Annotated in this window: 15 protein-coding genes and 1 riboswitch; of the genes, 9 read left to right on the forward strand and 6 right to left on the reverse strand. The window is 60.6% G+C overall.

The genetic code is table 11. From position 1 onward, the window contains the following. Positions 1–49: 49 nt before the first annotated feature. From ACYQ2T_RS11380 to ACYQ2T_RS11390, 3 genes are all read left to right on the forward strand, one after another. A complete protein-coding gene (locus ACYQ2T_RS11380; RefSeq protein ID WP_459900661.1) occupies positions 50–1,735 on the forward strand; it encodes an HAL/PAL/TAL family ammonia-lyase in 1,686 nt (561 codons plus the stop codon). 99 nt (positions 1,736–1,834) lie between these two features. Then, positions 1,835–2,290 (forward strand): cytochrome c3 family protein, encoded by a 456-nt coding sequence (locus tag ACYQ2T_RS11385; protein ID WP_404843680.1) that lies wholly within the window; start codon positions 1,835–1,837, stop codon positions 2,288–2,290. A gap of 48 nt (positions 2,291–2,338) precedes the next feature. After that, positions 2,339–4,012: a cytochrome b/b6 domain-containing protein gene (locus tag ACYQ2T_RS11390; RefSeq protein ID WP_459900662.1), complete on the forward strand. Its 1,674-nt coding sequence runs from the start codon at positions 2,339–2,341 to the stop codon at positions 4,010–4,012. Between the two features lie 491 nt (positions 4,013–4,503). Here the strand turns inward: ACYQ2T_RS11390 and ACYQ2T_RS11395 are convergent, their stop codons facing one another. Beyond that, entirely contained in the window at positions 4,504–5,766 is a 1,263-nt protein-coding gene (locus tag ACYQ2T_RS11395; RefSeq protein WP_459900663.1) for a serine hydroxymethyltransferase, read from the reverse strand. A gap of 57 nt (positions 5,767–5,823) precedes the next feature. Continuing rightward, positions 5,824–5,909: riboswitch (ZMP/ZTP riboswitch) on the reverse strand. 195 nt (positions 5,910–6,104) lie between these two features. Between ACYQ2T_RS11395 and ACYQ2T_RS11400 the strand changes: the two genes are divergently transcribed. Together ACYQ2T_RS11400 and ACYQ2T_RS11405 are read left to right on the forward strand one after the other, a co-directional pair. After that, positions 6,105–7,103, forward strand: a complete 999-nt coding sequence (locus ACYQ2T_RS11400) for a cache domain-containing protein (RefSeq protein WP_459900665.1) — start codon at positions 6,105–6,107, stop codon at positions 7,101–7,103. 290 nt (positions 7,104–7,393) lie between these two features. After that, positions 7,394–9,814, forward strand: a complete 2,421-nt coding sequence (locus tag ACYQ2T_RS11405) for a methyl-accepting chemotaxis protein (RefSeq protein ID WP_459900666.1) — start codon at positions 7,394–7,396, stop codon at positions 9,812–9,814. A gap of 170 nt (positions 9,815–9,984) precedes the next feature. Here ACYQ2T_RS11405 and ilvN read toward each other — a convergent pair whose 3' ends face one another. Together ilvN and ilvB are read right to left on the reverse strand one after the other, a co-directional pair. Next, positions 9,985–10,299 (reverse strand): acetolactate synthase small subunit, encoded by a 315-nt coding sequence (gene ilvN / locus ACYQ2T_RS11410; protein WP_459900668.1) that lies wholly within the window; start codon positions 10,297–10,299, stop codon positions 9,985–9,987. After that, positions 10,286–11,965, reverse strand: coding sequence for an acetolactate synthase large subunit (ilvB, locus tag ACYQ2T_RS11415; protein WP_459900670.1), 1,680 nt, complete (start codon positions 11,963–11,965; stop codon positions 10,286–10,288). Before ilvB ends, ilvN begins: the two co-directional genes overlap by 14 nt. Positions 11,966–12,636: 671 nt before the next feature. On the opposite strand from ilvB, the gene ACYQ2T_RS11420 reads away from it, so the two are divergent. The 3 genes from ACYQ2T_RS11420 to ACYQ2T_RS11430 all read left to right on the forward strand — a co-directional run bounded on the left by ACYQ2T_RS11420 (position 12,637) and on the right by ACYQ2T_RS11430 (position 16,706). Further along, positions 12,637–13,560, forward strand: coding sequence for an IS110 family RNA-guided transposase (locus ACYQ2T_RS11420; RefSeq protein ID WP_459898067.1), 924 nt, complete (start codon positions 12,637–12,639; stop codon positions 13,558–13,560). 1,062 nt (positions 13,561–14,622) lie between these two features. Next, on the forward strand, positions 14,623–16,365 hold the full coding sequence (locus ACYQ2T_RS11425; protein WP_459900671.1) for a YeiH family protein: 1,743 nt from the start codon (positions 14,623–14,625) through the stop codon (positions 16,363–16,365). An 80-nt stretch (positions 16,366–16,445) separates the two neighbouring features. Continuing rightward, positions 16,446–16,706 carry a hypothetical protein gene (locus ACYQ2T_RS11430; RefSeq protein ID WP_459900673.1) on the forward strand — a complete coding sequence of 87 codons (261 nt, stop codon included), beginning with the start codon at positions 16,446–16,448 and terminating at the stop codon, positions 16,704–16,706. A gap of 117 nt (positions 16,707–16,823) precedes the next feature. Here the strand turns inward: ACYQ2T_RS11430 and ACYQ2T_RS11435 are convergent, their stop codons facing one another. Next, on the reverse strand, positions 16,824–17,186 hold the full coding sequence (locus ACYQ2T_RS11435; RefSeq protein ID WP_459900675.1) for a hypothetical protein: 363 nt from the start codon (positions 17,184–17,186) through the stop codon (positions 16,824–16,826). 274 nt (positions 17,187–17,460) lie between these two features. On the opposite strand from ACYQ2T_RS11435, the gene ACYQ2T_RS11440 reads away from it, so the two are divergent. Continuing rightward, positions 17,461–18,381, forward strand: a complete 921-nt coding sequence (locus ACYQ2T_RS11440; RefSeq protein ID WP_459900677.1) for a diguanylate cyclase — start codon at positions 17,461–17,463, stop codon at positions 18,379–18,381. Between the two features lie 438 nt (positions 18,382–18,819). Here ACYQ2T_RS11440 and ACYQ2T_RS11445 read toward each other — a convergent pair whose 3' ends face one another. Both ACYQ2T_RS11445 and ACYQ2T_RS11450 read right to left on the reverse strand, forming a co-directional pair. Then, positions 18,820–20,523, reverse strand: a complete 1,704-nt coding sequence (locus tag ACYQ2T_RS11445; protein ID WP_459900679.1) for a glutamine--tRNA ligase/YqeY domain fusion protein — start codon at positions 20,521–20,523, stop codon at positions 18,820–18,822. Positions 20,524–20,710: 187 nt separating this feature from the next. Further along, a complete protein-coding gene (locus ACYQ2T_RS11450; RefSeq protein ID WP_459900680.1) occupies positions 20,711–22,168 on the reverse strand; it encodes an aminotransferase-like domain-containing protein in 1,458 nt (485 codons plus the stop codon). Positions 22,169–22,383 lie beyond the last annotated feature (215 nt).

Raw genomic sequence — 22,383 nt, forward strand, 5'->3', positions numbered from 1 at the left:
GAAGCCGATGGTTTGGACATACATCAGAAGAGCTCAACTGGAGGAAACAATGCATCTCAAAGCTACCCGCAGGCTTGTGGCAGCCGTCATCTGCCTCGCCGCTATGCAGGTTATGGCCTGCACCGCATGGGCCGGCCACAAGATTGTGACCCTGAACGGTCACGATATGGATCTCGCACAGCTTGTGGACATCGCTGAAGGCCGCGCTCAGGTCTCCATCGACACCACCGCCATGAAGCGCGTCAAGGACAGCCGCGAGCTGCTCATGGCGTTCGCCGCCGAAGGCCGCCCCGTGTACGGCCTCACCGTTGGCGTTGGTCTGAACAAAGACAAGTCCATCTTCCACGTGGATGAAAGCGGCAAGCGCGTGCTCACCCCCGAGGTGCTGCGCCTGTCCGAGCAGTTCAATGTGAATGCCCTGCGCGCTCACAGCGCTGGCGTCGGTCCCGACATGGAGCCCCGCATGGTGCGCGCCACCATGGCCATCCGCCTGAACACCATGCTCTGCGGCCGTACCGGCGCCCAGCCCTACGTTGCCGAGCTTTACAAGGAATTTCTGAACAAGAACCTGCTGCCCGTCGTGCCCTCCCGTGGCACCGTTGGCGAATGCGACATCACCCTTGCTCCCCACATCGGCCTCGTGATGATGGGCGAGTGGAAGGCCGACTTCCAGGGTGAGCGTATGTCCGGCGCCGAGGCGCTCGCCAAGGCTGGCATCAAGGCCCTGAAGCCCTCCGGCAAGGACGCCCTCGCCATCCTGAGCACCAACGCTCCGGCCATGGCCAAGTCCGCCTTCGCCCTCAACGAAGCCGAGCAGTTCCTCAAGGTGGCTCCCGTTGTCTTCGGCCTGTCCCTCGAAGGCCTCAACGGCAACGTTGCTCCCTTCCTGAAGCAGGTCAACGACGTGCGCCCCTTCACCTGCTTTGCCAAGGCCTCCAAGGTTATGCGCGATGAGCTGGAAGGCAGCTACCTGTGGCAGCCCATGAAGGGCCGCGCCCTGCAGGACCCCCTGAGCTACCGGACCACCGCCTTCACCTTTGGCGCCGCCATGGAAGCCCTTGAGGACGCCGTGGCCAAGTGGAACGTGCAGGTCAACTCCTCCGACGACAACCCCGCCGTTGTCGTGGGCATTGAGCCCAGCGCCGACACCCCCGAGCAGGTCGCCAAGTACTACCTTGACGCCGGCCACATCAAGGGCGCCATCTTCCCCACCTCCAACTTCGAGCCGCTGCCTGTGGTGCTGAAGATGGAGAACCTGGGCATTGCCCTGTCCCACGTGTCCCGCAACGCCGCCATGCGCTGCCTGCGCCTCGTGGACCCGCACTTCACGCATCTGTCCCGCTTCCTGGCCGCCGACGACGTTGCCATCAACTTCGGCGCCATCGGCAAGCCCTTTGTGTCTCTGGACGCCGACGTGCGCTCCCTGGCCAACCCCGTGTCTCAGGACACCATCCCGCTGGCCGGCAACATTGAGGACACTGCCACCAACTCCATGCGTGTGGCTGACCGCCTCTCCCGCATTGTGGACAACATGTACTACATCTACGGCCTTGAGCTGTACCACGCCGCTCAGGCTATCGACCTGCGCGAGCGCGAGAGCGATATTGAACTGGGTCGTGGCACTGGCGCCATGTTCCGCGCCTACCGTAAGGATGTGGCCTTCATCGACAAGGACCGCCCCTTCACGCCCGACATCCAGACGTCCCACGACTTCCTGAAGGAATACGACAGGTAGTCTGAATCACGAAACGGTTGACCGTGGCGCCCGGTGCCCCATCCCCCCCGGGAAGCGGGGCGCCACGGTCAATTTCTACACCAGCCACAGGATACGACCATGAAGAAGCACACAGCCGTGATGTGCGCCCTTGTGCTTTCCGCCTCGATGTGCGGTTGGTTCGCCCCGTCCTTTGCCGCCGGGGAAAAGGTCGCCGAGACCAAGGTCGCCCACGAGCCCGGTGCGGCGGAGCGTATGCAGCTCTGGATTGACACCAAGCTGGGCCGCAAGACCGTCAAGGACTACCACCGCAAGGTCCACCAGAACGGGACCAACTGCGAACTGTGCCACGGGGCCAACAACCCCTCCACCGCGCCCGACGACAGAAACTGTCTGAAGTGCCATGGCACGCGCGAGCAGGTGGCGCAGCTGACGGCGAAGCTGGATCATAATCCGCACAATTCGCCCCACTATGGAACGGATGCACCCTGCACCACGTGCCACAAGGAGCACGAGGAATCCAAGGTGTACTGCAACACCTGCCATCCCTTCCACTACGAGAACTTCAAGAAATAGGGCTGCGGCAGAGACCTGTCGCCCAATAAACCATAGAGGATAGAACCAATGCGCAGAATAGCCGCAGGGGTCCTTTTACCCCTTCTCTTCTGCCTCCTCGCCGCCGCCCCGCTGTCGGCCAGGCAGATGCCGGCCAAAGAGGCCAATGCCGAGTGCCTGAAGTGCCACGGTGACATTGACCTCGCTCCGCGCACGGAGCGGGGAGCCTCGGTGGATTTGTACGTCCCCGCCGAGCGGTTCGCCAAGAGCACCCACCGTGGACTGGCGTGCACCGAATGCCACGAAGGCGCCGGAACGAAGGAGGACTTCAAGGTTGTTCCCCACAAGCTCTCCGGCAAGGGCGCAAAGGACTGTGCGGACTGCCACGGCAAGTATTTCAACGAGATAAAGACGTCCTTTACCGAAAGCCATCATGTGAAGAAGCTGGGCGACAAGTTCACCTGCGCCTCCTGTCACGATGCCCACACGGTGGAGAACGATCCGGCAACCAAGCCGTCGCAGGCGCAGATTCGTTTCGACAACTACACCTGCCTCGCCTGCCATACCGACCTGACCGGCTACAAGAAGCTGTCCGGGAAGGACGTCTGGGAACAGGACCTGTCGCATGACTTCCTGCCCAACAAGGACGCGCACTTTAAGGCCGTGCGCTGCGTGGAGTGCCACACCCCCGCGCAGACCACGGACATGCACCGCATCCTGCCCAAGGATGAGTCCGTCAAGGACTGCACCGTCTGCCATAGCGCAAGCTCCGCATTGGTGGAGCGTATGCACGAGGCCCCGACGGACAGCGATGTGGCCGGGAAGTTCCTCGGCAAGGGCCTGTTCGATGATACCGAGCTGATGACCAAGCTCCTGAAGCTGGATACCACCGGCGCAGACGCCTCGGCCTCGGTTATGCCCGAGGTGGACAAGCTCGGCTTTATCAATGATGGCCTGTTCAAGGATTCCTACGTCATCGGCGCAACGCGCAACGTCATCCTTGACGCATGGGCCTTTAAGCTGGCGCTGGCCGCGCTGTTTGGCGTGCTGCTGCATGGCGGCCTGCGCATTGTTACCGGCCTGAAGCGCCGCAACATGCCCGGCCCGAAGCACAGCGAATACGTGTACGACTTGCACGTGCGCCTGTGGCACTGGCTGAACGCGGTGCTGTTTATCGTGCTCATCGTTACCGGCTTTAGCCTGCATTTTGCCGGATTGCCGGGAACGCTGGACTTTGCGGCGAGCGTGCGCGTGCACGACATCGCTGGCTGGATGCTGGTTGCCAACTACGGCGTGTTCGTCGTGATGGCCATCATCACCGGCAACATCAAGCAATATATCCCCAATCCGCGCGGCCTTATCGTGCGGTGGTGGCTGCAGGGCCGGTTCTACCTGTGGGGCATCTTCCGCGGCGAGGCGCATCCCTTCCGCGTGACCCGCTCCCAGCGCTTTAACCCCTTGCAGCAGGCGGCGTACCTGCCGCTGATGTACATCATGATGCCGCTGCTCATCCTCTCCGGCGTGTGGATGTTCTTCCCCGAACTCACGCCTGAGACGATACTGGGCTACCCGGGACGCTGGCTGACTGCCTCGGTCCACTACGTGCTGGCCTTTGGATTCGCGGTTTTCCTCGTGGTCCATATCTACCTCAGCACCACGGGCGACCATGTTCTCTCCCTCGTGAAGGGCATGTTCACCGGCTATCATGAATCCCATGAGCATCATGACGAGGATGGACGGTAGTACGGACCATCCACACGGTGCGGGAACAGCCTCCTCCGTTCCCTGCACGCCTCGTCTTCCAAAAAGCCCCGCCGACTTCGGCGGGGCTTTTTTATGTGTGGTGGTGGGGGAAGGGAAGAAGGCAGGTGCTTCGGCGCGCTTTTGCTGGACTGGGCAGGGCGACGTAGGGCGAGAGGTGCTGGCGTGTCGCCGTTGGCGGCATTGCGGGGACGGAGTGGCGGGGGAGAGCAGGCGTGACTTTCAGACAGAAGGTCGCCCCGCGCGTGGGGGGAGTGCCGGGGCGCGCCCTGAAACTGCGGCGGGGGGCAGTGGAGGGGACAGCGAGAAAAGGAGTGATGGTCTTCGCCCCACGGGCGCTGTGACGAGATGAGCGCGCGAGGGAAATCTTCTTCCCCATAAAAAAGAGAAGCGTGCCGCCCGCAGTCGCTTCATCTGCAGGCGGCACGCGTCCGGTGCCTACTTCGTGTGGGGTGTTGCGTGGAGGGGTGTGGCTACGAGATTCCAGGCACCGGGAAGTCCCTGCACAGGGTTTCCACCTCGCTCTTGATGGAGGCGTGCAGGGCTGTGTTGGAGGGGGCCTTGAGGGTCTGGATCATCCAATGGACAAGGTGCTTCATATGGTCCTCGGTCATGCCGCGTGTGGTCGCGGCAGGTGTACCGATACGGATTCCGCTGGGCTTCAATGGAGGATTGGGGTCGTCGGGGATGATCTGCTTGTTGACGGTCAGCGAGATGGTGTCGAGGAGTTCCTCGGCCACCTTGCCGTCAAGGCCAAAACTTTCTTCTGTATTCACCACCAGCATGTGGTTGTCCGTGCCGCCGGTGACAAGGCTCACGCCCTCGGCGAGGAAGGCGTCCGCCATGGTGCGGGCGTTGACCAGCACCTGCTGCGCGTAGTCCTTGAATTCCGGCTCCATGGCTTTGCCGAGGGTGACGGCAATGCCCGCGACGGTGTTCATGTGCGGGCCGCCCTGCAAGCCCGGGAAGACGGACTTGTCGATGGCCTTGGCGAACTTTTCCTTGCACAGCACCAGTCCGGCGCGCGGGCCGCGCAGGGACTTGTGGGCCGTGGTGGTCATGATGTCGAAGCCGTGGTCAAAGGGATTTTCCAGCACGTCGCCTGCAACCAGACCGGCAAAGTGCGAGGCATCCACCATGGTGATGGCGCCAACGGCGTCGGCAATGGCCTTGAAGGCGTCGTAGTCGATGTCGCGCGGGTAGGACGTGTAGCCGCACAGCACCAGCTTGGGCTGGGTCTCTTTGGCAAGGCGCATGACTTCGTCGTAGTCGATGGAGCCGTCGGTGGGGTCCGTGGTGTAGCGGACGAAGTTGAACAGCTTGCCCATGTGCGACACGGGCGCGCCGTGGGTCAGGTGACCACCGTGGGACAGGTCCATGGCAAGGATGGTGTCGCCGGGTTCCAGCAGGCCAAGGTAGACGGCCTGATTCATGGGCGAACCGGACAGGGGCTGCACGTTGGCGTGCTCGCAACGGAAGACGGCCTTGGCGCGCTCACGCGCAAGGTCTTCGATGCGGTCGGTGTAGGTCTGGCCGCCGTAGTAGCGGCGTCTGGGGTAGCCTTCGGCGTACTTATTGGTGAAGATGCTGCCGAGGGTGCACAGCACTTCGGGGTAGGTGTAGTTCTCGGACGGAATCAGCTCAACGCCAAGGCGCTGGCGGCGGCTTTCGCCTTCCAGTGCGGCATGGATTTCCGGGTCGTTTGCTTTGAGGAGATCGAGATGGGACTGCTGCATGGGCGCGTTTCCCCCTTACACGTCTCTCCGCAGAGAGAACAGGTGTTTGGCATCGGGAGATGCAGCCCAGGCGAGCGGCTGGAATGGCTTGCCGCGCTTCCCTGTGGTTTGTTCCACAATTCTCGCCAGTCACGCGGTGCCGAAGTATCCAAAGATGTTGGGAAGGGAGCTATCCCAAGCCCGGCATGCTTGTCAAGCGGTCAGTGTTTCCTGTAGCGTGCCTGCTCCCCATCGATGAAAGGCAGCTGGAAAGCCGCACCGTGCGCGGCTTTTGTGAGAACAATTGCGAGCACCTCCCCCCGGCCTTCGCGGCGAGGAAAAGGGGAAAGGATCAAATAATGACGACAGGTTGCAAGAGAAAACAAATTTTTGTGTACGCCCTTGTGGTGTTTGCCGTTGCCGCGGCGTTTACCGCATGGTTCGGCGTGCGCCACCGTGATGCCATACAGGAGCAGCACTTTGCGCAGGCGGAGGCGATTGCGCAGCGCAGCGCTCTTGGCGCGGCCACGGGCATACGCACGTGGATGAAAGAAAAGCGTAAACAGGTGGTTGCGCTGGCGACGACGTACTCGGTGCTCGGCCTTGTCAATCATCCGTATGATATGCGCTATGTGTACCAGTTGGACGATCAGCTTGGGTGGATGGCTCAAGCGTCCCGGCCCGTCTTGGATATTCTTGTGACGACGGTGGGCGACCGAACGCTCAATGGGGAGACGCTCCCCGACGGACAGCTTCTTGGTTCGCTCGCCAAGAGGGACTTTCTGGGCAAGGTGGTGCCGGAGACGTCCTACAAGGTGGCCATCGAGAACGGCGCAAAGACCTTTGTGAGCGAGGCCTACACGGCCGTTACCATTGAGAGTCCCCGTTTTTACATCGCCGCGCCTGTGTTGTGGGACGGGGAACTGGTGGCGACGGTGGCTTTGGAGTGCGGCGCGCGTGACCTTGCCATCGACTTTTTGTGGCCCTTGAGCTTTGGCGAGACTGGTGGGGTGTATTTATGCGACTCACGCGGGGAAATGCTCGCGGGGCCGAATCTGGATCGTTTCCCGCAGGACTACGGCGTCTCTCACCGAGACGTGATGCAGCGCATTGCCAAGGGCGAAAGTGGCTTTGTGGCCGATTTCGAGGGGACGCGGCGTCTTATCCACACTTTCCCCTTGGAGAAGACGGGCAAAAAGGCCACCACGTGGTTCCTTTGCACCATGCAGGATGAGGCCGAGGTGCAAGGCGCCATCACCGCCGCGCAGGACGCGTTTGTGACGCAGTGCGGCATTTTCCTTGGCGTGCTGGGCGCCGCGCTCTTTGGCGGGGCCTTCTGGGTAACCAGACAGCGCTAGCCGGGCGCAGGCGCTGCGCCTGTCTGCCTCAGCCAATCAACAGCTTCGGGCCGGAGGGGATTCCCTCCGGCCCGTTTTTATGGCGGAAGGTGCGGAGGGGTCCCCGCATGCGTGTCAGCCGATAGAGGCAGGGCGATGCAGGCGCCCTCTCGCCGCGCATTACGCCTTGGCTGAGAAAAAAGTGGTTGGGCCAGAAAAAACCGTGATTCCTCGATATTTCCTTTCAGTGTATGAGGTGCAGAAGTGCAATATTCACTACGCGATTATACATCGCACAGAGAGGAAAAAATATGTTGAGGAGACTCGGACGCAGGGTGGCCCTGCGCTACATCGGAGCGGTTGGAATTGTCCTGTCCGTGCTCGGCGTGGTTCTGGGAACCATACAATACGAGCGGCAGCACAATGAAGAACGCGAAATGGCCCGGGCCAACGCCCATATGGCGCTGCAAGGTGCGGCAACTGCGCTGGAAAGCTGGATTGATGGGCAAAAGCGCCTTGCCCAGTCGCTGGCCCGCCGCAGTGAAATTGTTGAAGCATGCGCAAGCCCTGCGGACTCCGCCAAGGCCGCACGCGCGCATGAGGTGCTCCAGTGGGTGCACGACACCTACGGCATCTACGAAAACATTCCCCTTGCCGCGCGCCTTGCCCCGGGCGAGCGTGTGAGCGTCACCGGGCCCAAGGGCGAGGTCGGCATTACGGACGGTACGTTCTTTGTGGACACCGTGCAGGGCCGTACCCTTGGCAAGGGCGGCACGCAGCTCAGCTACAACGTAGCCCTTGCGCAGGGCGCGCCGTTCTCCATCAGCGAGGTGTATCCCAGCCTGCTGCGCGGGAACCCCATCTTTGTGCTGGCCGCGCCCGTACGGGAGCAGGGGCAGTTGGTGGGGTCGCTCATTCTCGCCCTGAAGATGACTGCCTTCACGGAGACCTTTGTGCGTCCCGTGACCTTTGGCGAGACCGGGCATCTGTTCTTTAGCGATTCACGCGGCAGCGTCATCGCCCACCCCAAGGCGGAGGCCATTCTCAGCGATGCCTATTCCCGCAAGAACAGCGATGTGCTCTCGCGCATCAGTTCCGGCGACAGCGGGTTTGAGGCGGACATTGACGGCGTTACCCGCATTGTTAACGTGCGCCCCGTGGTCCTCAGCGGCGGCAACACCCAGACGGATTGGTTCATTTGTTCTTCGCAGGACAAGGCGGAACTGGACGCCACCCTTGCCGACAAGCGCGCGACCTTTGCCACGGAGCTTGCGCTGCTCATCGTGGTCATGGCCCTTGTGCTCTACGGGCTGACCCATGGCATTGTGGTGCGTCCTCTGCGCCGGGTGACGCAGTATGTCCGCGCTGTGGCCGGAGGTGATTTCCGCGCCGAGCCCGGACGTCTGCCAATGGATGAGATTGGCGACGTGGGCCGCACCGTGCAGGAGATGACCGAAGGCATCATTGAGCAGTTGCAGGAGGAAAAGGGCTTCATGTCCGCCGTCCTCGACGGTATTGCCAATCCCTTTGCCGTGACGGACGTGAATCTGTCCATCACCGCGTGCAGCCGCAGTATGCTGCGCAACGTAGGTCGCGGCGGCGAGCCTAAGGACTACATCGGCATGAATCTCAGCCAGTTCTTGTTTAACGACACATCAAAGCCCACTATCCTCACCACCGTGCTGAAGGACGAAAAGCCCCGCACGGGCGTGAACTTCTCCTATACCAGCCTTGATGGCCGTGACGGCGAATTTATCATCGACGTCCAGCCGCTTTACGGCGTGGACGGCACGTTGGTGGGCGGCATCACCTTCTGGAACGACGTCACGGCCCTGCGCCATGAGCAGGCCGCAGTGGCCGAGCAGAATGCGCGCATTGAAGCCGCCGCCAAGGACGCGGCCGCCGCGTCCGTTGTTGTGGGCGAGGCCGTTTCCGCACTGACCACGGCCACGCGCGACTCCATGCAGCGTACCGACGCTCAGAAGGCCCGCGTGACCGAGACCGTCACCGCCATTGAGGAGATGAACGCCACCGTGCTGGAAGTGGCGCAGAACGCCGCAGACGCCGCCCGCAGCGCCGAGACAACGCGCGAGGAAGCGGAATCCGGCGAAGCCGTGGTGCGCGAGTCTGTGGAGTCCATCGTTGCCGTGCGTGAGAGCATTGCCAAACTGCGCGGAGAGATGGACCGCCTTGGCACCCGCGTGGATGGCATTGGCTCCGTGATGACGGTCATTAACGACATTGCGGACCAGACGAACCTGCTGGCCCTCAACGCCGCCATCGAGGCCGCGCGCGCCGGTGACGCCGGGCGCGGCTTTGCCGTCGTCGCGGACGAAGTGCGCAAGCTGGCGGAGAAGACCATGGCCGCCACGCGTGAAGTGGGCGAAGCCATCACCGCCATTCAGAGCGAGGCGCACATCAGTGTGGAGGCCATGGGCAAGGCGGACACCGAAGTCAGCCAAAGCGCCGAGCTCGCCCAGAAGACGCGGAGCATGCTGGAGGGCATTCTCGCCCTCACCGGCGAGACCAGCGACAAGGTGCGCAACATCGCCACCGCCGCCGAGCAGCAGTCTGCCGCCAGCGAGCAGATTGCCCACTCCGCGACCGAGATAGACGAGATTGCCGGAGAAACGGCGCAGGCCATGCAACAGTCCTCAACGGATGTGGCGTCCCTGTCCGGCGAGGTGGAACGCATCCGCAGCATCATCGGCGGCATGCGGCAGACCGTGTAGGCGCAGCGCGCCAAGGGTGAGCGTCAGTACATCCTGAAAATTGAACGAAAAGGAGGGCCGGTGGTTGCGAATCACCGGCCCTCATCCCTATTGAGCGAAGCCGTCCCGAAGGAGTCTGGCCCACAGGCGCGGTAATACCCCTATTCCCGCGCCCGGCGTGTATCAGGCGGTCATCTGAATGATGCTTCCAACCCGGAAAACACGTGGTGGCCGTCGTCATGCCGGGTGACGTCTACGACGTCCTCCAGCTTTCGGGCCTGCTTGATCATCTGGTCGAGTCGATTATCCCGTGTGACCAGAAGCCAGATGCGGCTTCTGGAACCGTCGCGCACGGGCATGCACAGGATGCCCTCCACGTTGAAGGCGCGGCGGGCAAACAGCCCGCACACGTGCGACATAACGCCGGGATGGTTGTTGACACACAGTTCCAGCACCGTGGTGCGTGCCGCGTCGAGAAGGCTGTCGTGGATATCAGGCTGTGACATGGGAGCCTCCTTCAATCATCACTGTGTTTGCGGCGCCCGGAGGCACCATGGGATACACGTTCTCCTTTTCCAAAATAGGAACGTGGACAAGGCATGGGCCGGGTGTTGCGAAGGCCCGGGCCAGCGTGTCGTGCGGGTCGCCATCGGCAAGGTCGAATGCCTTCATGCCGAACCCCTCGGCGATGCGCACAAAGTCCACGGGAGCGCGGTATCCCGATGCGAAAAGATTGCCCTTGTAGAACAGTTCCTGCTGCTGTTGCACCAGCCCAAGGCCGTTGTTGTTCATCAGCAAAATTTTGATATTGGCGTTTTCCTCAACCGCCGTCGCCAGCTCCTGCATGTTCATCATGAAGCTGCCGTCGCCGCTGACGCACAGCACCATGCGTCCCGGGCAGGCTAAGGCTGCGCCTATGGCCGCAGGAATGCCAAAGCCCATAGTCCCCAACCCGCCGGAGGTCAGCCATTGCCGCGGGCGGCGGAAGGGGTAGGCCTGCGCCGTGCGCATCTGGTGTTGGCCAACGTCCGTGGTGATGATGGTGTCGTCGCCGGTCAGGCGCGCGGCAAGGCGGATGATGCCATACGGTGTTTCCGCATTGTCCGAACCCGGCAGGCACACAGGGTGCGCCGTCTTCAGGTCCGCAATGCGCGAGGTCCACTCCCGGCGGCCGTCCTGCTCCGTCATCGGGATAAGCGATTCCAGCACCTCGCGGATGTCGCCCGTAATGCCAAGGCAGGAGCTTTTAATTTTGTCCAGTTCGCTGGCATCAATGTCGATGTGCACAATCGCCGCGTCCGGGCAGAACGTTTTGGCAAGGCCCGTGGCCCTATCGTCAAAGCGCACTCCCGCCGCGATGAGCAGGTCGCACTCCGCAAGCGCCATGTTGGTGTAGCGCGCCGCGTGCATGCCCAGCATGCCAATGGACTGCGGGTGGTCCGACGGCACCGCGCCAAGGCCCATCAGCGTCATGGTCACCGGCAGGCCGGCCTTTTCCGCCAGCCGCGTGGCAAGGCCGCCCGCGCCGGCAGCGATAACGCCGCCGCCAAGGTACAGGATGGGGCGCTTTGCGCCGTTGATGAGGTCTGCCGCCCGGCGGACCGAGGCTGTGGAGAATTCCGGGGCAGGGTCCGGCTGGCCCGGTTCGGGCCATGTTGCAACGTCCACAGTCTCGGTCTGCACGTCCTTGGGGATGTCGATGAGGACAGGGCCGGGACGGCCAGAGGAGGCGATTCGGAAGGCTTCCGGGATAACGGTCAACAGCTCCTCAGCGGAGCGGACCAGAAAATTGTGCTTGGTGATGGGAACGGACAAGCCATAGGTGTCCACTTCCTGAAAGGCGTCGGTGCCCATTTGGCAGCGCGGAACCTGACCGGTGATGCAGACAAGGGGGATGGAGTCCAGCTTGGCGTCGGCAATGGCGGTCAAGGTGTTGGTGGCACCGGGGCCTGATGTGGCGAAGAGGACGGCAGGTTTGCCGCTGACACGAGCCATGCCCTGAGCGATGAAGCCTGCCCCCTGTTCATGGCGGGCAAGCACATGGCTTATGCATGGGCTCTGGGAGAGAGCGTCGTATAAAGGCAGATTCGTTCCACCGGGAATACCGGTGATGGAACGGATGCCCTGACGCTCCAGAAGACGGATAACAATTTCCGCGCCGCTTTTGTGCATCTTTCCCTTCCTCCTCGTGGAGTCCCCGAGTGGGGCAGGGCCGGCGCTGTGTCTGCTTTAGGAAAACAAAATCCCCCGCCGGCTCCTGCGCCGGCGGGGGATGAATGTGCTGTATGTATGTACCTGACCCGCTACGACGCTATAGCTACTACTACGCGTACGATAATAATGGCTACTACGCCTACGAGTACCAGGCCGTTGCCGGCGGAGGTGTGTATGTGCGTAGAGTTGCGTAGCATGTGCGGGTTCCTTGGTGCGAATCGTTACAGTGTTGACGTCAAAGGTACGGAGAGCGCTTTCGCAAGTCAAGCGCCAATGTGGAAAAAATCCGCACCACTGGAGCGCAGTGCTGCCCGCTAGCCGTGTTTGGCTCGTGCGTAACGCACGCGTTGAACAGGGCGGAGGTGGGGCGGTTGGGCATGTGTTTTTTTTGGCCTCCGGCGGCTCAAGGGTGTGACACCCTTGTATATTGACCCTCAAGCCAAAGGCGGAGAAAAAAGAAAGCCGCCTCCATGACTGGCATGAAGGCGGCTGTTGCGGCAGACCGTACGCCCTTGAGTTACGAGCTCGTTCTTAAGCTGGGTCGCCGCAATATGTAGTACAAACTCGAATGATTGTTAGAGCACAAAGCTCGAATTTGCAAGGAAGAGTGAACTACGATGAAACGCACCATGGGCATTGACGTATCGAAGGCCAAGCTTGATGTCGCCATTTCTGGTGACGACAGCACGTCCACTGTTGAAAATAACCCTTTGGGTTTTCAGCAAATCGTTGAGACGGCAGAAGCGCATAATGTTGAGCTCGTCATCGTGGAAGCGACAGGTGGATATGAGTCTGACGCCGCAGATTTTTTGATGGAGCAAGGCATTCCCGTCGCTGTTGTGAATCCTCGCCGTGTGCGTGACTTTGCCCGGAGCCTCGGAGTGTTGGCGAAGACGGATCGTATTGATGCTCTTGTTCTTGTTCAGTTTGGGGAAGTCGTCCCTGTCCGGGAAAATCAAAAAGTCCGGGCAACTCAGCGTAAGCTGGAAGCTCTTGTTAACCGTCGCCGGCAGGTCGTCGAAATCCTTTCCCGGGAGCGCGTTCGCTTGCAGCGAGCTTCGTCTGATGTGCGCCCTTACATTGAAGACGTTATTGCGACTCTGAGAACGCAAGAAAAGAGCTTGTCACTTGAAATCAAGAAACACATTCTCAGTGACAAAGATTTTTGTGACAAGGCAACTTTGCTTGAAACCATGAAAGGGATTTCGTCTGTAACCTCTGCGACTCTTCTTGCTTTCTTTCCTGAGTTGGGGACGTTAACGCCGAAGCAAGCAGCTTCTCTGGCAGGCCTGGCTCCATTCAACAGGGATAGCGGCAAGAAAACGGGGCAACGCTGCGTTTGGGGTGGGCGAATAAAAGTACGTAGCGCCCTTTACATGAGCGCAATCTCAGCGACTGTCTGGAACCCTGCAATTCGAGCCTTCTACCAGCGTCTTTGCGATGCGGGCAAACCTAAAAAGGTCGCCCTCACTGCCTGTGCAAGGAAGCTTCTCGTGATTTGTAATGCGATTTTACGGACGGGAAAACCTTGGGATCCTGCACTTAACGCTTGATTGCCAATACGATTGCTTGAGAATCCCCAGGATTTTTTGGACGGAAGCCGTCCAAAAAATAGGGGGGCGGGCAGGGTCTTCTGCCTTCTGCTTTTGTCTTTGTAAACACGCCCAACAAGGATTCTCACCGCCTGTTTCAGCGCGCCAAAGCCCCCCAAAAAACATCCACACGGACGGGAGCCGTCAGGGGTGACGACTGTGCCAGCAAAAGGCAACCGGCATGTGCGCACATGGGATTTTTAAGGGCCCACGGCCCTTAAACCTGCGGAGCACAAAAAGCCCGGCGTAGCCACCGTCACACGTCCATGCCCTCCACCCGGGAGCTTCACAGGGGGGAGCACAATCTGCACCCCCACTTGAGCCGCAGAGCACAAAAAGCCTCGGCCCAGCGCTCCAAAGCCTGTCTGTTAGGCCTCGCCTTCCCACCTGCGCCGCACGCAGGCCATGCGGAAGATCCGGCCATGTCGGGTGTTTTTCCACCATCCCGCCGTATGTGAACAGCCTCACAACCCGCCCGGAAGGGGTGTAACCTTGTGGCTACACTAACGGGAACACGGCGTGCTAATCCCTAGTGCCCAGCTTGGTTTTCTCCCCACGCTGCGGTGAAGACGGAGCAGGGGACGTACGCGGGGCCACGATTGGGTGCGAGAGTTGGGCGCCTTTCTCCGCTTTTGGCATATAATATCCTGTTATAAATGAATATCAGTCACGTTTCGCCGGGCGTGATGTGGCGGGTTCTCTGCGTGATGCAGGTGGTGATTGGGACGCAAAGTGTCGGCTGTGCGACACGCTGTGGGGCGGATTTCCGAGGGCTGGGGTTTACAGGGTGTAGCTTGAAGTTAGCAGTTTGCTGAGGGGACGGGAATACCAGTGTTTATAATAAAAGCAATGAATTCGGTATGTTGTTGTCGATTGTTCTTTTTGGAACGATGGTTGCTCTAAGGGGAGTGCTGCGCTCAGGGCAGACAGCGGGTCCGGGACAACCGTTCTCCCTGCCTACGGTAACGTGCTGACCCCACGGTCTTGCCTTGAGCGACATATCTTAAGGAGGATTCATGGCTTATGTCTGAAGCAAGTAGCAACGTCGTAGTGGATCAGGCGCAATCGTCCTGGTCGGACCTGTGGAAGAAAGAGGACTACCTTGCCATTTGGCTTGGTTTCTTCCTGCTCGTTATCGGTGGGCTGATTTACTTTAATAATACCCCTGAGGGTATGGACGAAACCTTTGCCGAGTGCAACGCCATCATGGCTGCCGAGGCGGAGCGCGCTCCGTTCAAGACTGTGGCGTACCTGACGGCGCAGGACAAGAAGGAAGGCGTTCAGGGCAAAAAGACGTCCATTGGCAAAACCATTAAGTCGTGGACCAGCAAGCCCGGCACGTGGTCCAGCAACCCGCTGGACAGCTTCTACATGAGCGCCGAGCGTGCCAAGGAAATGAACGCCAAGTACGCGCCCAAGTACGAGGCCGCCAAGCTGGCCGCCAAAGAGGCGCGCACCGAAGCGCAGATTGCTGAAGCCGCTGCCGCCGCTGTGGGCTTTAAGAGCGCGGAGCTGAATCAGGTCGCGCAGGACAAGATTGAAAAGTGGCGCGCCGCGAAGGGCTCCATGAAGTCCGCCAAGAAGAAGGTAAAGCACAAGGCCTTTAACCGCTTCCCCACTCTGATTGGCTTGATGGTCGTCATTGGCCTGCTGTTCTCCGTGGGCATGCGCTGCATGGGCGAGAGCGCAGGCAAGTTCTTCAAGGGCTTCTGCTTCGTCTTCACCCTTGGCGTTATTGCGTACTTTATGTCGTACCAGTCCACGATGAAGCACTACGGCATTGGTTATGCCGCGTGGGCTATTTTCCTTGGTATGCTTATCTCCAACACCATCGGCACCCCGAAGTGGGTCAAGCCCGCCTTGCAGGTTGAGTTCTACATCAAGGCCGGTCTGGTTCTGCTTGGCGCCGAGGTGCTGTTCAACAAAATTATCGCCATTGGCGTGCCCGGCATCTTCGTGGCGTGGATTGTGACGCCTGTCGTCCTCATCTCCACCTACATCTTCGGTCAGAAGGTGCTGAAGATTCCTTCCAAGACGCTGAACATGGTTGTCTCCGCGGATATGTCCGTGTGCGGTACCTCTGCGGCCATCGCCACCGCCGCGGCCTGCCGCGCCAAGAAGGAAGAGCTCACCCTCTCCATCGGCCTGTCCCTGGTGTTCACCTCCATCATGATGATTGTCATGCCTGCCATCATTAAGGCCACTGGCATGCCCTTTATCCTTGGTGGCGCGTGGATGGGTGGTACCATCGACGCCACGGGCGCCGTTGCCGCCGCCGGTGCGTTCCTGTCCGAGAAGGCCCTTTACGTGGCCGCTACCATTAAGATGATCCAGAACGTGCTCATCGGTGTGACCGCCTTTGGTGTGGCTGTGTACTGGTGCACCAAGGTTGAGTGCGAAGCTGGTGGCAAGTCCATCGGCTGGATTGAAATCTGGCACCGCTTCCCCAAGTTCGTGCTGGGCTTTTTGTCCGCATCCATCGTGTTCTCCATCATGTACACCAGCCTTGGCACCGATGCAGGCTTCTCCCTCATCGACCAGGGCGTTATCCGCGGCTTTAGTAAGATCTTCCGCGGTTGGTTCTTCTGCCTGAGCTTCGCGGCCATTGGTCTCGCCACCAACTTCCGCGAGCTGAAGGGCTACTTCCGAGGCGGCAAGCCGCTCATCCTGTACTTCTGCGGCCAGTCCCTCAACCTCATCCTTACCCTGACCATGGCGTACATCATGTTCTACCTCGTCTTCCCCGAAATCACGGCGAAGATCTAAAGCTGAACTGATTGTGCCACCCCTCCGGACGGGGGACAGTGTCCCCCGTCCATCCCTCTTTACGAGGAGGTAGAGAAAAAATGGAACAGCAAAACAAGAGCCTTGCCCAGCGGTGGACGTCCTTTATCGTTGCCCTTGGCGTGACGTGGTTGGTCGTCTTTGTGGCGTGCCCGGCGCTGGTCAACGCCATCCCCGAAATGCGCCAGATGGCAGACTTCGTGGATGAAACGAACATCGAAACCGGCGAGTTTTACTACACGGATATCGAGTGCGTGGGCCACGCCAATATCGGCGCCCGCAGCACCTTTGACTATATGCCGAGCGGTCCCCAGCCCGACTAGGCAGTGCGCCGCCCTGTGCCGCGCCTGTTTCGTGAGCGCGCAAGGACGCCACGCCTCCCCCGGAATCCGGGACGAGGCGGGGGCGTCTTTGCGCGTTCTCGCGTTTGTGGGCGGGAATTAGTGCTGGTCCGGGCCGCCGGGGCGGAGCATGCGGTCTACGCGGTGGCTGACGTCCTTCAGGAACACCACCATGCGCACCGTGGCCGCCAGCAAGTAGGCGAGGCATTCACCGGGCGATGTGCCCAGCCCATACACATTGCTGTACAGGTGGAAGACAACCGCGAGCAGGCCGCCGCAGAAGAGGAGCGACAGGACACCCCGGTGCATGCGGGCCAGCGCTTCCTGCCGCGCAATCTCGTCGCGGTGGCGGAGTACCGCGGTGGCGATAAGGGTCATCAGCCCCATCCACGCACGGCAAAAGAGGTCCACGCTCACAATGCCCATCAAGATGGCGGAAAGGATGCTGGACTGTCCGTTCATGCGTCCCCCTCGCGGCCAGAGTCCCGCATGATGCGGGTCTCCATCGTACAAAGAGAATAGTGCGGGATGAAGCGCCCCGTCAAATCCTTCCGTCAGCATGGGCGTCCGGCACGCAGGCCGTTGTGGGCGAACTTTCCGCATTTTTGCGCCCCGCAGCGCGGCGTGCGGATTGTTTACTTTGCGCCAATTCCCGTGGTACCGTGCAACGATGGGCCACCAGTGAGTCCACAGGGATGACACCATGTCGGAATGACCAGCTGAAAGAAGGTGGGGCATGCTCAACACGCAGCGGCGGCAACGGGTACTTATCGTAGATGACTCCTCATTCAACATCAGTATGTTGGGTGAGGCGCTCTCGGACGATTACGATGTCAGCGTTGCGACCAATGGGACGGACGCGCTCTCCATCGCCGAATCCGACCCGCGCCCGGATCTTATCCTGCTGGACATCATCATGCCCGGAATGGACGGGCATCAGGTTTGCCGCGAACTTAAGGCCCGCCCCACAACACAAAGCATCCCCATCATTTTCATCACCGCCATGAATCAAGAGGGCGACGAGACCCGCGGGCTTGAACTTGGCGCTGTGGACTACATCACCAAGCCCTTCAGCATCCCCATCGTCAAAGCGCGCGTGCGCACGCATTTGGATCTCAAGCGCAAGACAGACATTCTGGAGAATCTCTCCTCCTTTGACGAGCTTACCAGTATCCCCAACAGGCGGCGCTTCGATGAAGTGCTCGACCTCGAATGGCGCCGCGCCCTGCGAAGCGCGCTGCCTATGTCCGTCATCATGCTCGACATCGACTTCTTTAAGCGGTTCAACGACAACTACGGCCACACCGCAGGCGACGACTGTCTGCGAAAAGTCGCCAAGCTCCTCGCAGGGCAACTCAAGCGACCCCACGACCTCGTCGCCCGCTACGGCGGCGAAGAGTTTGTCGTCGTGCTGCCGGAAACCGACTATGACGGGGCCTCCATCATTGGCGAAAGCATGCGCCTTGCCATCGAATCCAAATCCATCATGCACGAGCATTCAGATATCGCCAGCGTCGTCACCATTAGCGTTGGCGTCGCCGCGACCATCCCCAGCCAAGAGAAGAACGCCGAGGAGCTTGTTCACACCGCCGACAAAATGCTCTACCGCGCCAAGGAAGGCGGCAGAAACCGTGTCGAAGGCATGGTGCTGCCGTAGGTCGCGTTGCTTGGCCTTTGGCGGGGATTGGGAGGTGTGCCCGGGTTTTTTGTGCTCCGCAGGTTTAAGGGCCGTGGGCCCTTAAAAATCCCATGTGCGCACAGGCCGGGTGCCTGTAGAGGTGGCGGTCGTCACCCCTGACGGCTCCCGTCCGTGTGGATGGGGAGATATATTTGGGGGGGCGTTGGCGCCGTGTAACGGGCGGTGAGAATCCCTGTTAGGCGTGTTTACGAAGACACAAGCAGAAGGCTGAGGGACGCGCCCACCCACCCTTATTTTCGGGGCGGCTTCCGCCCCAAAAATTCTAAGGATTCTTAAGGAAATTATTTCCTTAAGTCGCCGAAGGCCCTCTTCCCTTCTTCCTCTCTTCCTCTCCAACACAAAAGGCCGCCCGGAGCAAATGCTCCGGGCGGCCTTTATACTCGTGCGGGTGCTGGGTTATTTTTGCATTTTTTTCTGCATCTTGGCCCAGGAGTCTCGCAGGGACGCTGTTCTGTTGAACACGGGGTTTTCCGGTGTGTGTTCTTTGCTGTCGGCGCAGAAGTAGCCTTTGCGCTCGAACTGGCAGATGAAACCGGGTTTGGCGTCCGCGAGGGAGGGTTCCACCACGCAGTGTGTGAGCGTGGTGAGGGAGTCGGGGTTCAGGTTGTCGGTGAAGGAGTCGCCTTCTTCGACGTCCATGGGGTTTTCCTTGACGAAGAGGTGGTCGTAGAGGCGCACCTGTGCGGGCAGGCCGTGCTTGGCGCTGACCCAGTGCAGGGTGCCTTTGACCTTGCGGCCGTCCTTGGACCATCCGCCCTTGGTTTCGGGATCGTAGGTGCAGTGGATTTCGGTGATGGTGCCGTTTTCGTCCTTCACCACGTCCTGACAGGTGATGTAGTAGGCGAAGCGCAGGCGCACTTCGCGTCCGGGGGCGAGGCGGAAGAATTTCTTGGGCGGTTCTTCCATAAAGTCGTCGCGTTCGATGTAGATTTCACGCGCGAAGGGCACCTTGCGTTTGCCCATGGATTCGTCTTCGGGGTGGTAGGGCATTTCGAACTCTTCCACCTGCTCTTCGGGGTAGTTGGTGATGACGACCTTCACGGGGTCGAGCACACCGAGAACGCGGGGGGCGGTGGCGTTGAGTTCTTCACGCACGCTGTGCTCCAGCATGGCGATTTCCACGGTGCTGTTGGCTTTGGCCACGCCGATGCGCTCGCAGAAGGTGCGGATGGCGGCGGCGGGGTAGCCACGGCGGCGGATGCCGCTGAGTGTGGGCATACGCGGGTCATCCCAGCCGGAGACGTGTCCTTCCTCCACCAGTTGGATGAGCTTGCGCTTGGAGAGGATGGTGTGGGTGAGGTTCAGGCGCGCGGCTTCGTACTGATGCGGGCGCGGGGCGATGCCGAGGGTATCGAGGACCCAGTCGTAGAGCGCGCGGTTGTTTTCGAACTCCAGCGTGCAGATGGAGTGGGTGATGTTTTCGATGGCATCGGAGAGGCAGTGCGCGAAGTCGTACATGGGGTAGATGCACCATGCGTCGCCTGTGCGGTGGTGGTCCACTTTGCGGATGCGGTAGATAGTGGGGTCGCGCAGGACGATGTTGGGGTGCGCCATGTCGATTTTGGCGCGCAGCACGTGGGAACCTTCCTCGAATTCTCCGGCCTTCATGCGGCGGAAGAGGTCGAGGTTTTCTTCGACGGAGCGGTTCCGGTAGGGGCTATCCTTGCCGGGCTCCTTGAGGGTGCCTCGGTACTGGCGGATTTCCTCGGCGGAGAGGTCATCCACGTAGGCCTTGCCGAGCTCGATGAGCTGTTCGGCGTAGGCGTAGAGCTTCTCGAAGTAGTCGGATGCGAAGAACTGGCGGTCTTCCCAGTCGAACCCGAGCCAGCGCACGTCTTCCTTGATGGATTCGACGTATTCGACGTCTTCCTTCACGGGGTTGGTGTCGTCAAAGCGCAGGTTGCACTTGCCGCCGTATTCTTCGGCGAGGCCGAAGTTCAGGCAGATGGCCTTGGCGTGGCCAATGTGCAGGTAGCCGTTGGGTTCCGGGGGAAAGCGGGTGTGGACGGAGCTGACGGCCTTGGATGCAAGGTCCTCGTCGATGATGGCCCGGATGAAATGCTTGACGCGACCGGTTTCGTTCGTCTCTGGCGCTGCCATGTTGTGGTACCTCTGTATGAATTCGTTCAGGGGCGCGGAGTACCCCTTAGTATCGCATGAATTGACAAGCCGGGCCAGCATGGTGCGCGTGGCACGCAGCTCGGCTGCCCGTGAATACGGAAAAAGCACAGTTCGGTCAAACGGCTGGCGCGGATTGTGGGGGCCGCGTGGCGCCACGGGAGCCGCGTTATTTGTCCGGTTCGGCGACCATCTGCGAAGCTATGGCGCCGAGGGTGGACAGGCCGTTTTCGATTTCCGGCGTCCACGCGCCGCCGCAGCTGAGGCGGATGAAGTTCTTGAACTTGTCCTGTGTGGAAAAAATACTGCCCGGGGCGATGCCCACGCCTGCGGCTTTGGCCTTGTAGAAGTATTTGACGGAGTCCACGCACTCGGGGAGCTCCACCCACAGCACCATGCCGCCTTGGGGGCGGGTGACGCGGGTACCGGGCGGAAAGTGGCGGCCCATATGGAGGTGCATGGTGTCGGCCTGCTTGGCAAAGGCGGAGCGCAGGCGCTTGCTGTGCCGCTCGTAGAGGCCTTGGCGCAGAAATTCGGCAATGGCCATTTGGCTGGGGCTGGCAACGCAGACGTTGGTTGTGGCCTTGATTTCCATGGCCTTGTCGCGGAAGCGGCCGGGCACCATCCAGCCCACGCGGTAGCCGGGGGCGATGGTCTTGGAAAAGGACGAGCACAGAACCACAAGGCCCTTTTCGTCGTGGCGCTTGAAGGTGCCGGGGCGCTCGGGCCCAAAGTGCAGGTCGCCCGCCACGTCGTCTTCCACGAGGGGAATCTCGCGCTCGGCGAGCATATCCACAATTTCCTTTTTGGCGTCGTCCGGGGTCAGGCTGCCGTCGGGATTATTGAAATTGGGCGAGAAGATGCAGGCGCTGATGTCGTACTTGTCCAGAACTTCGGCAAGCTCTGCCGGGGCGATGCCGCAGTTGGGGCAGGAGGAGACCTCCACCACACGCAGACCAAGGGTCTCCAGCAGCTGGAGAAAGCAGTAGTACGTGGGGGACTGGATGCAGACGATGTCGCCGGGCCGCGTGAGCGAGCGCAGGGTGATGTAGACGGCCTCGATGGCGCCGTTGGTGACCATGATGTCGTCGGGGCGGAAGCGTTCGCCGCGTTCAAGGCCCTGATAAGCCAACTGCTTGCGCAGTTCCGGGTTTCCGGAGACGGTCTCGTAGGCCAGCGGCGCACCGGGGTCCTCGCGCAGCACTTGGTTCATGATGCGGTTCATGGACTTGCCGGGCAGCAGTTCGGTGCCGGGGCAGATGACGCCGAGGGGAACAATTTCCTTATTGCCCACGGTTTCCAGCACGGTGAGGATGAGCTTGTTGCGGCTGACGCGTTTTGGCTCTGCCGGGGTCTGCTCGCTGCGTGTGGGCGCGGGCAGACGGTGCGACGCCGCGCGGACATAAAAGCCAGAGCGCGGGCGCGATTCCACCACGCCCTTCTTTTCCAGTTCCAAATAGGCCTGACTGATGGTGGAGATGGACAGGTTCATGGTGCGCGAGAGCGACCGCAGCGAGGGCAGCTTGTCGCCCCGGCTGAGGGTGCCGGACTCGATGAGCCCCATGATGTGCTGTTCCACGGACTGGTAGCGGAACTGCTCCTTCCAGCTTTCTGTCTGCACGGTCATATATCCTCCCCGGCAATCTGTTATGCACAGATTTTGGGCAATCTGTATCTGTATTGGGTGCAGTTTGCGGGAATCTGGCAGAAAGTCAAGCACGGATTTCGAGGGCGTATTGCCGTTGGAAATGAGGCTGTGACAGGGTTGTGTCCACTTTTTCCCAAGGGTGTGAGAAAAAAACTGTCCCGGGTGATTTTTTTTGTATCTGTATCTGTCGCCGT

It is taken from the genome of Desulfobaculum senezii, assembly GCF_054657395.1.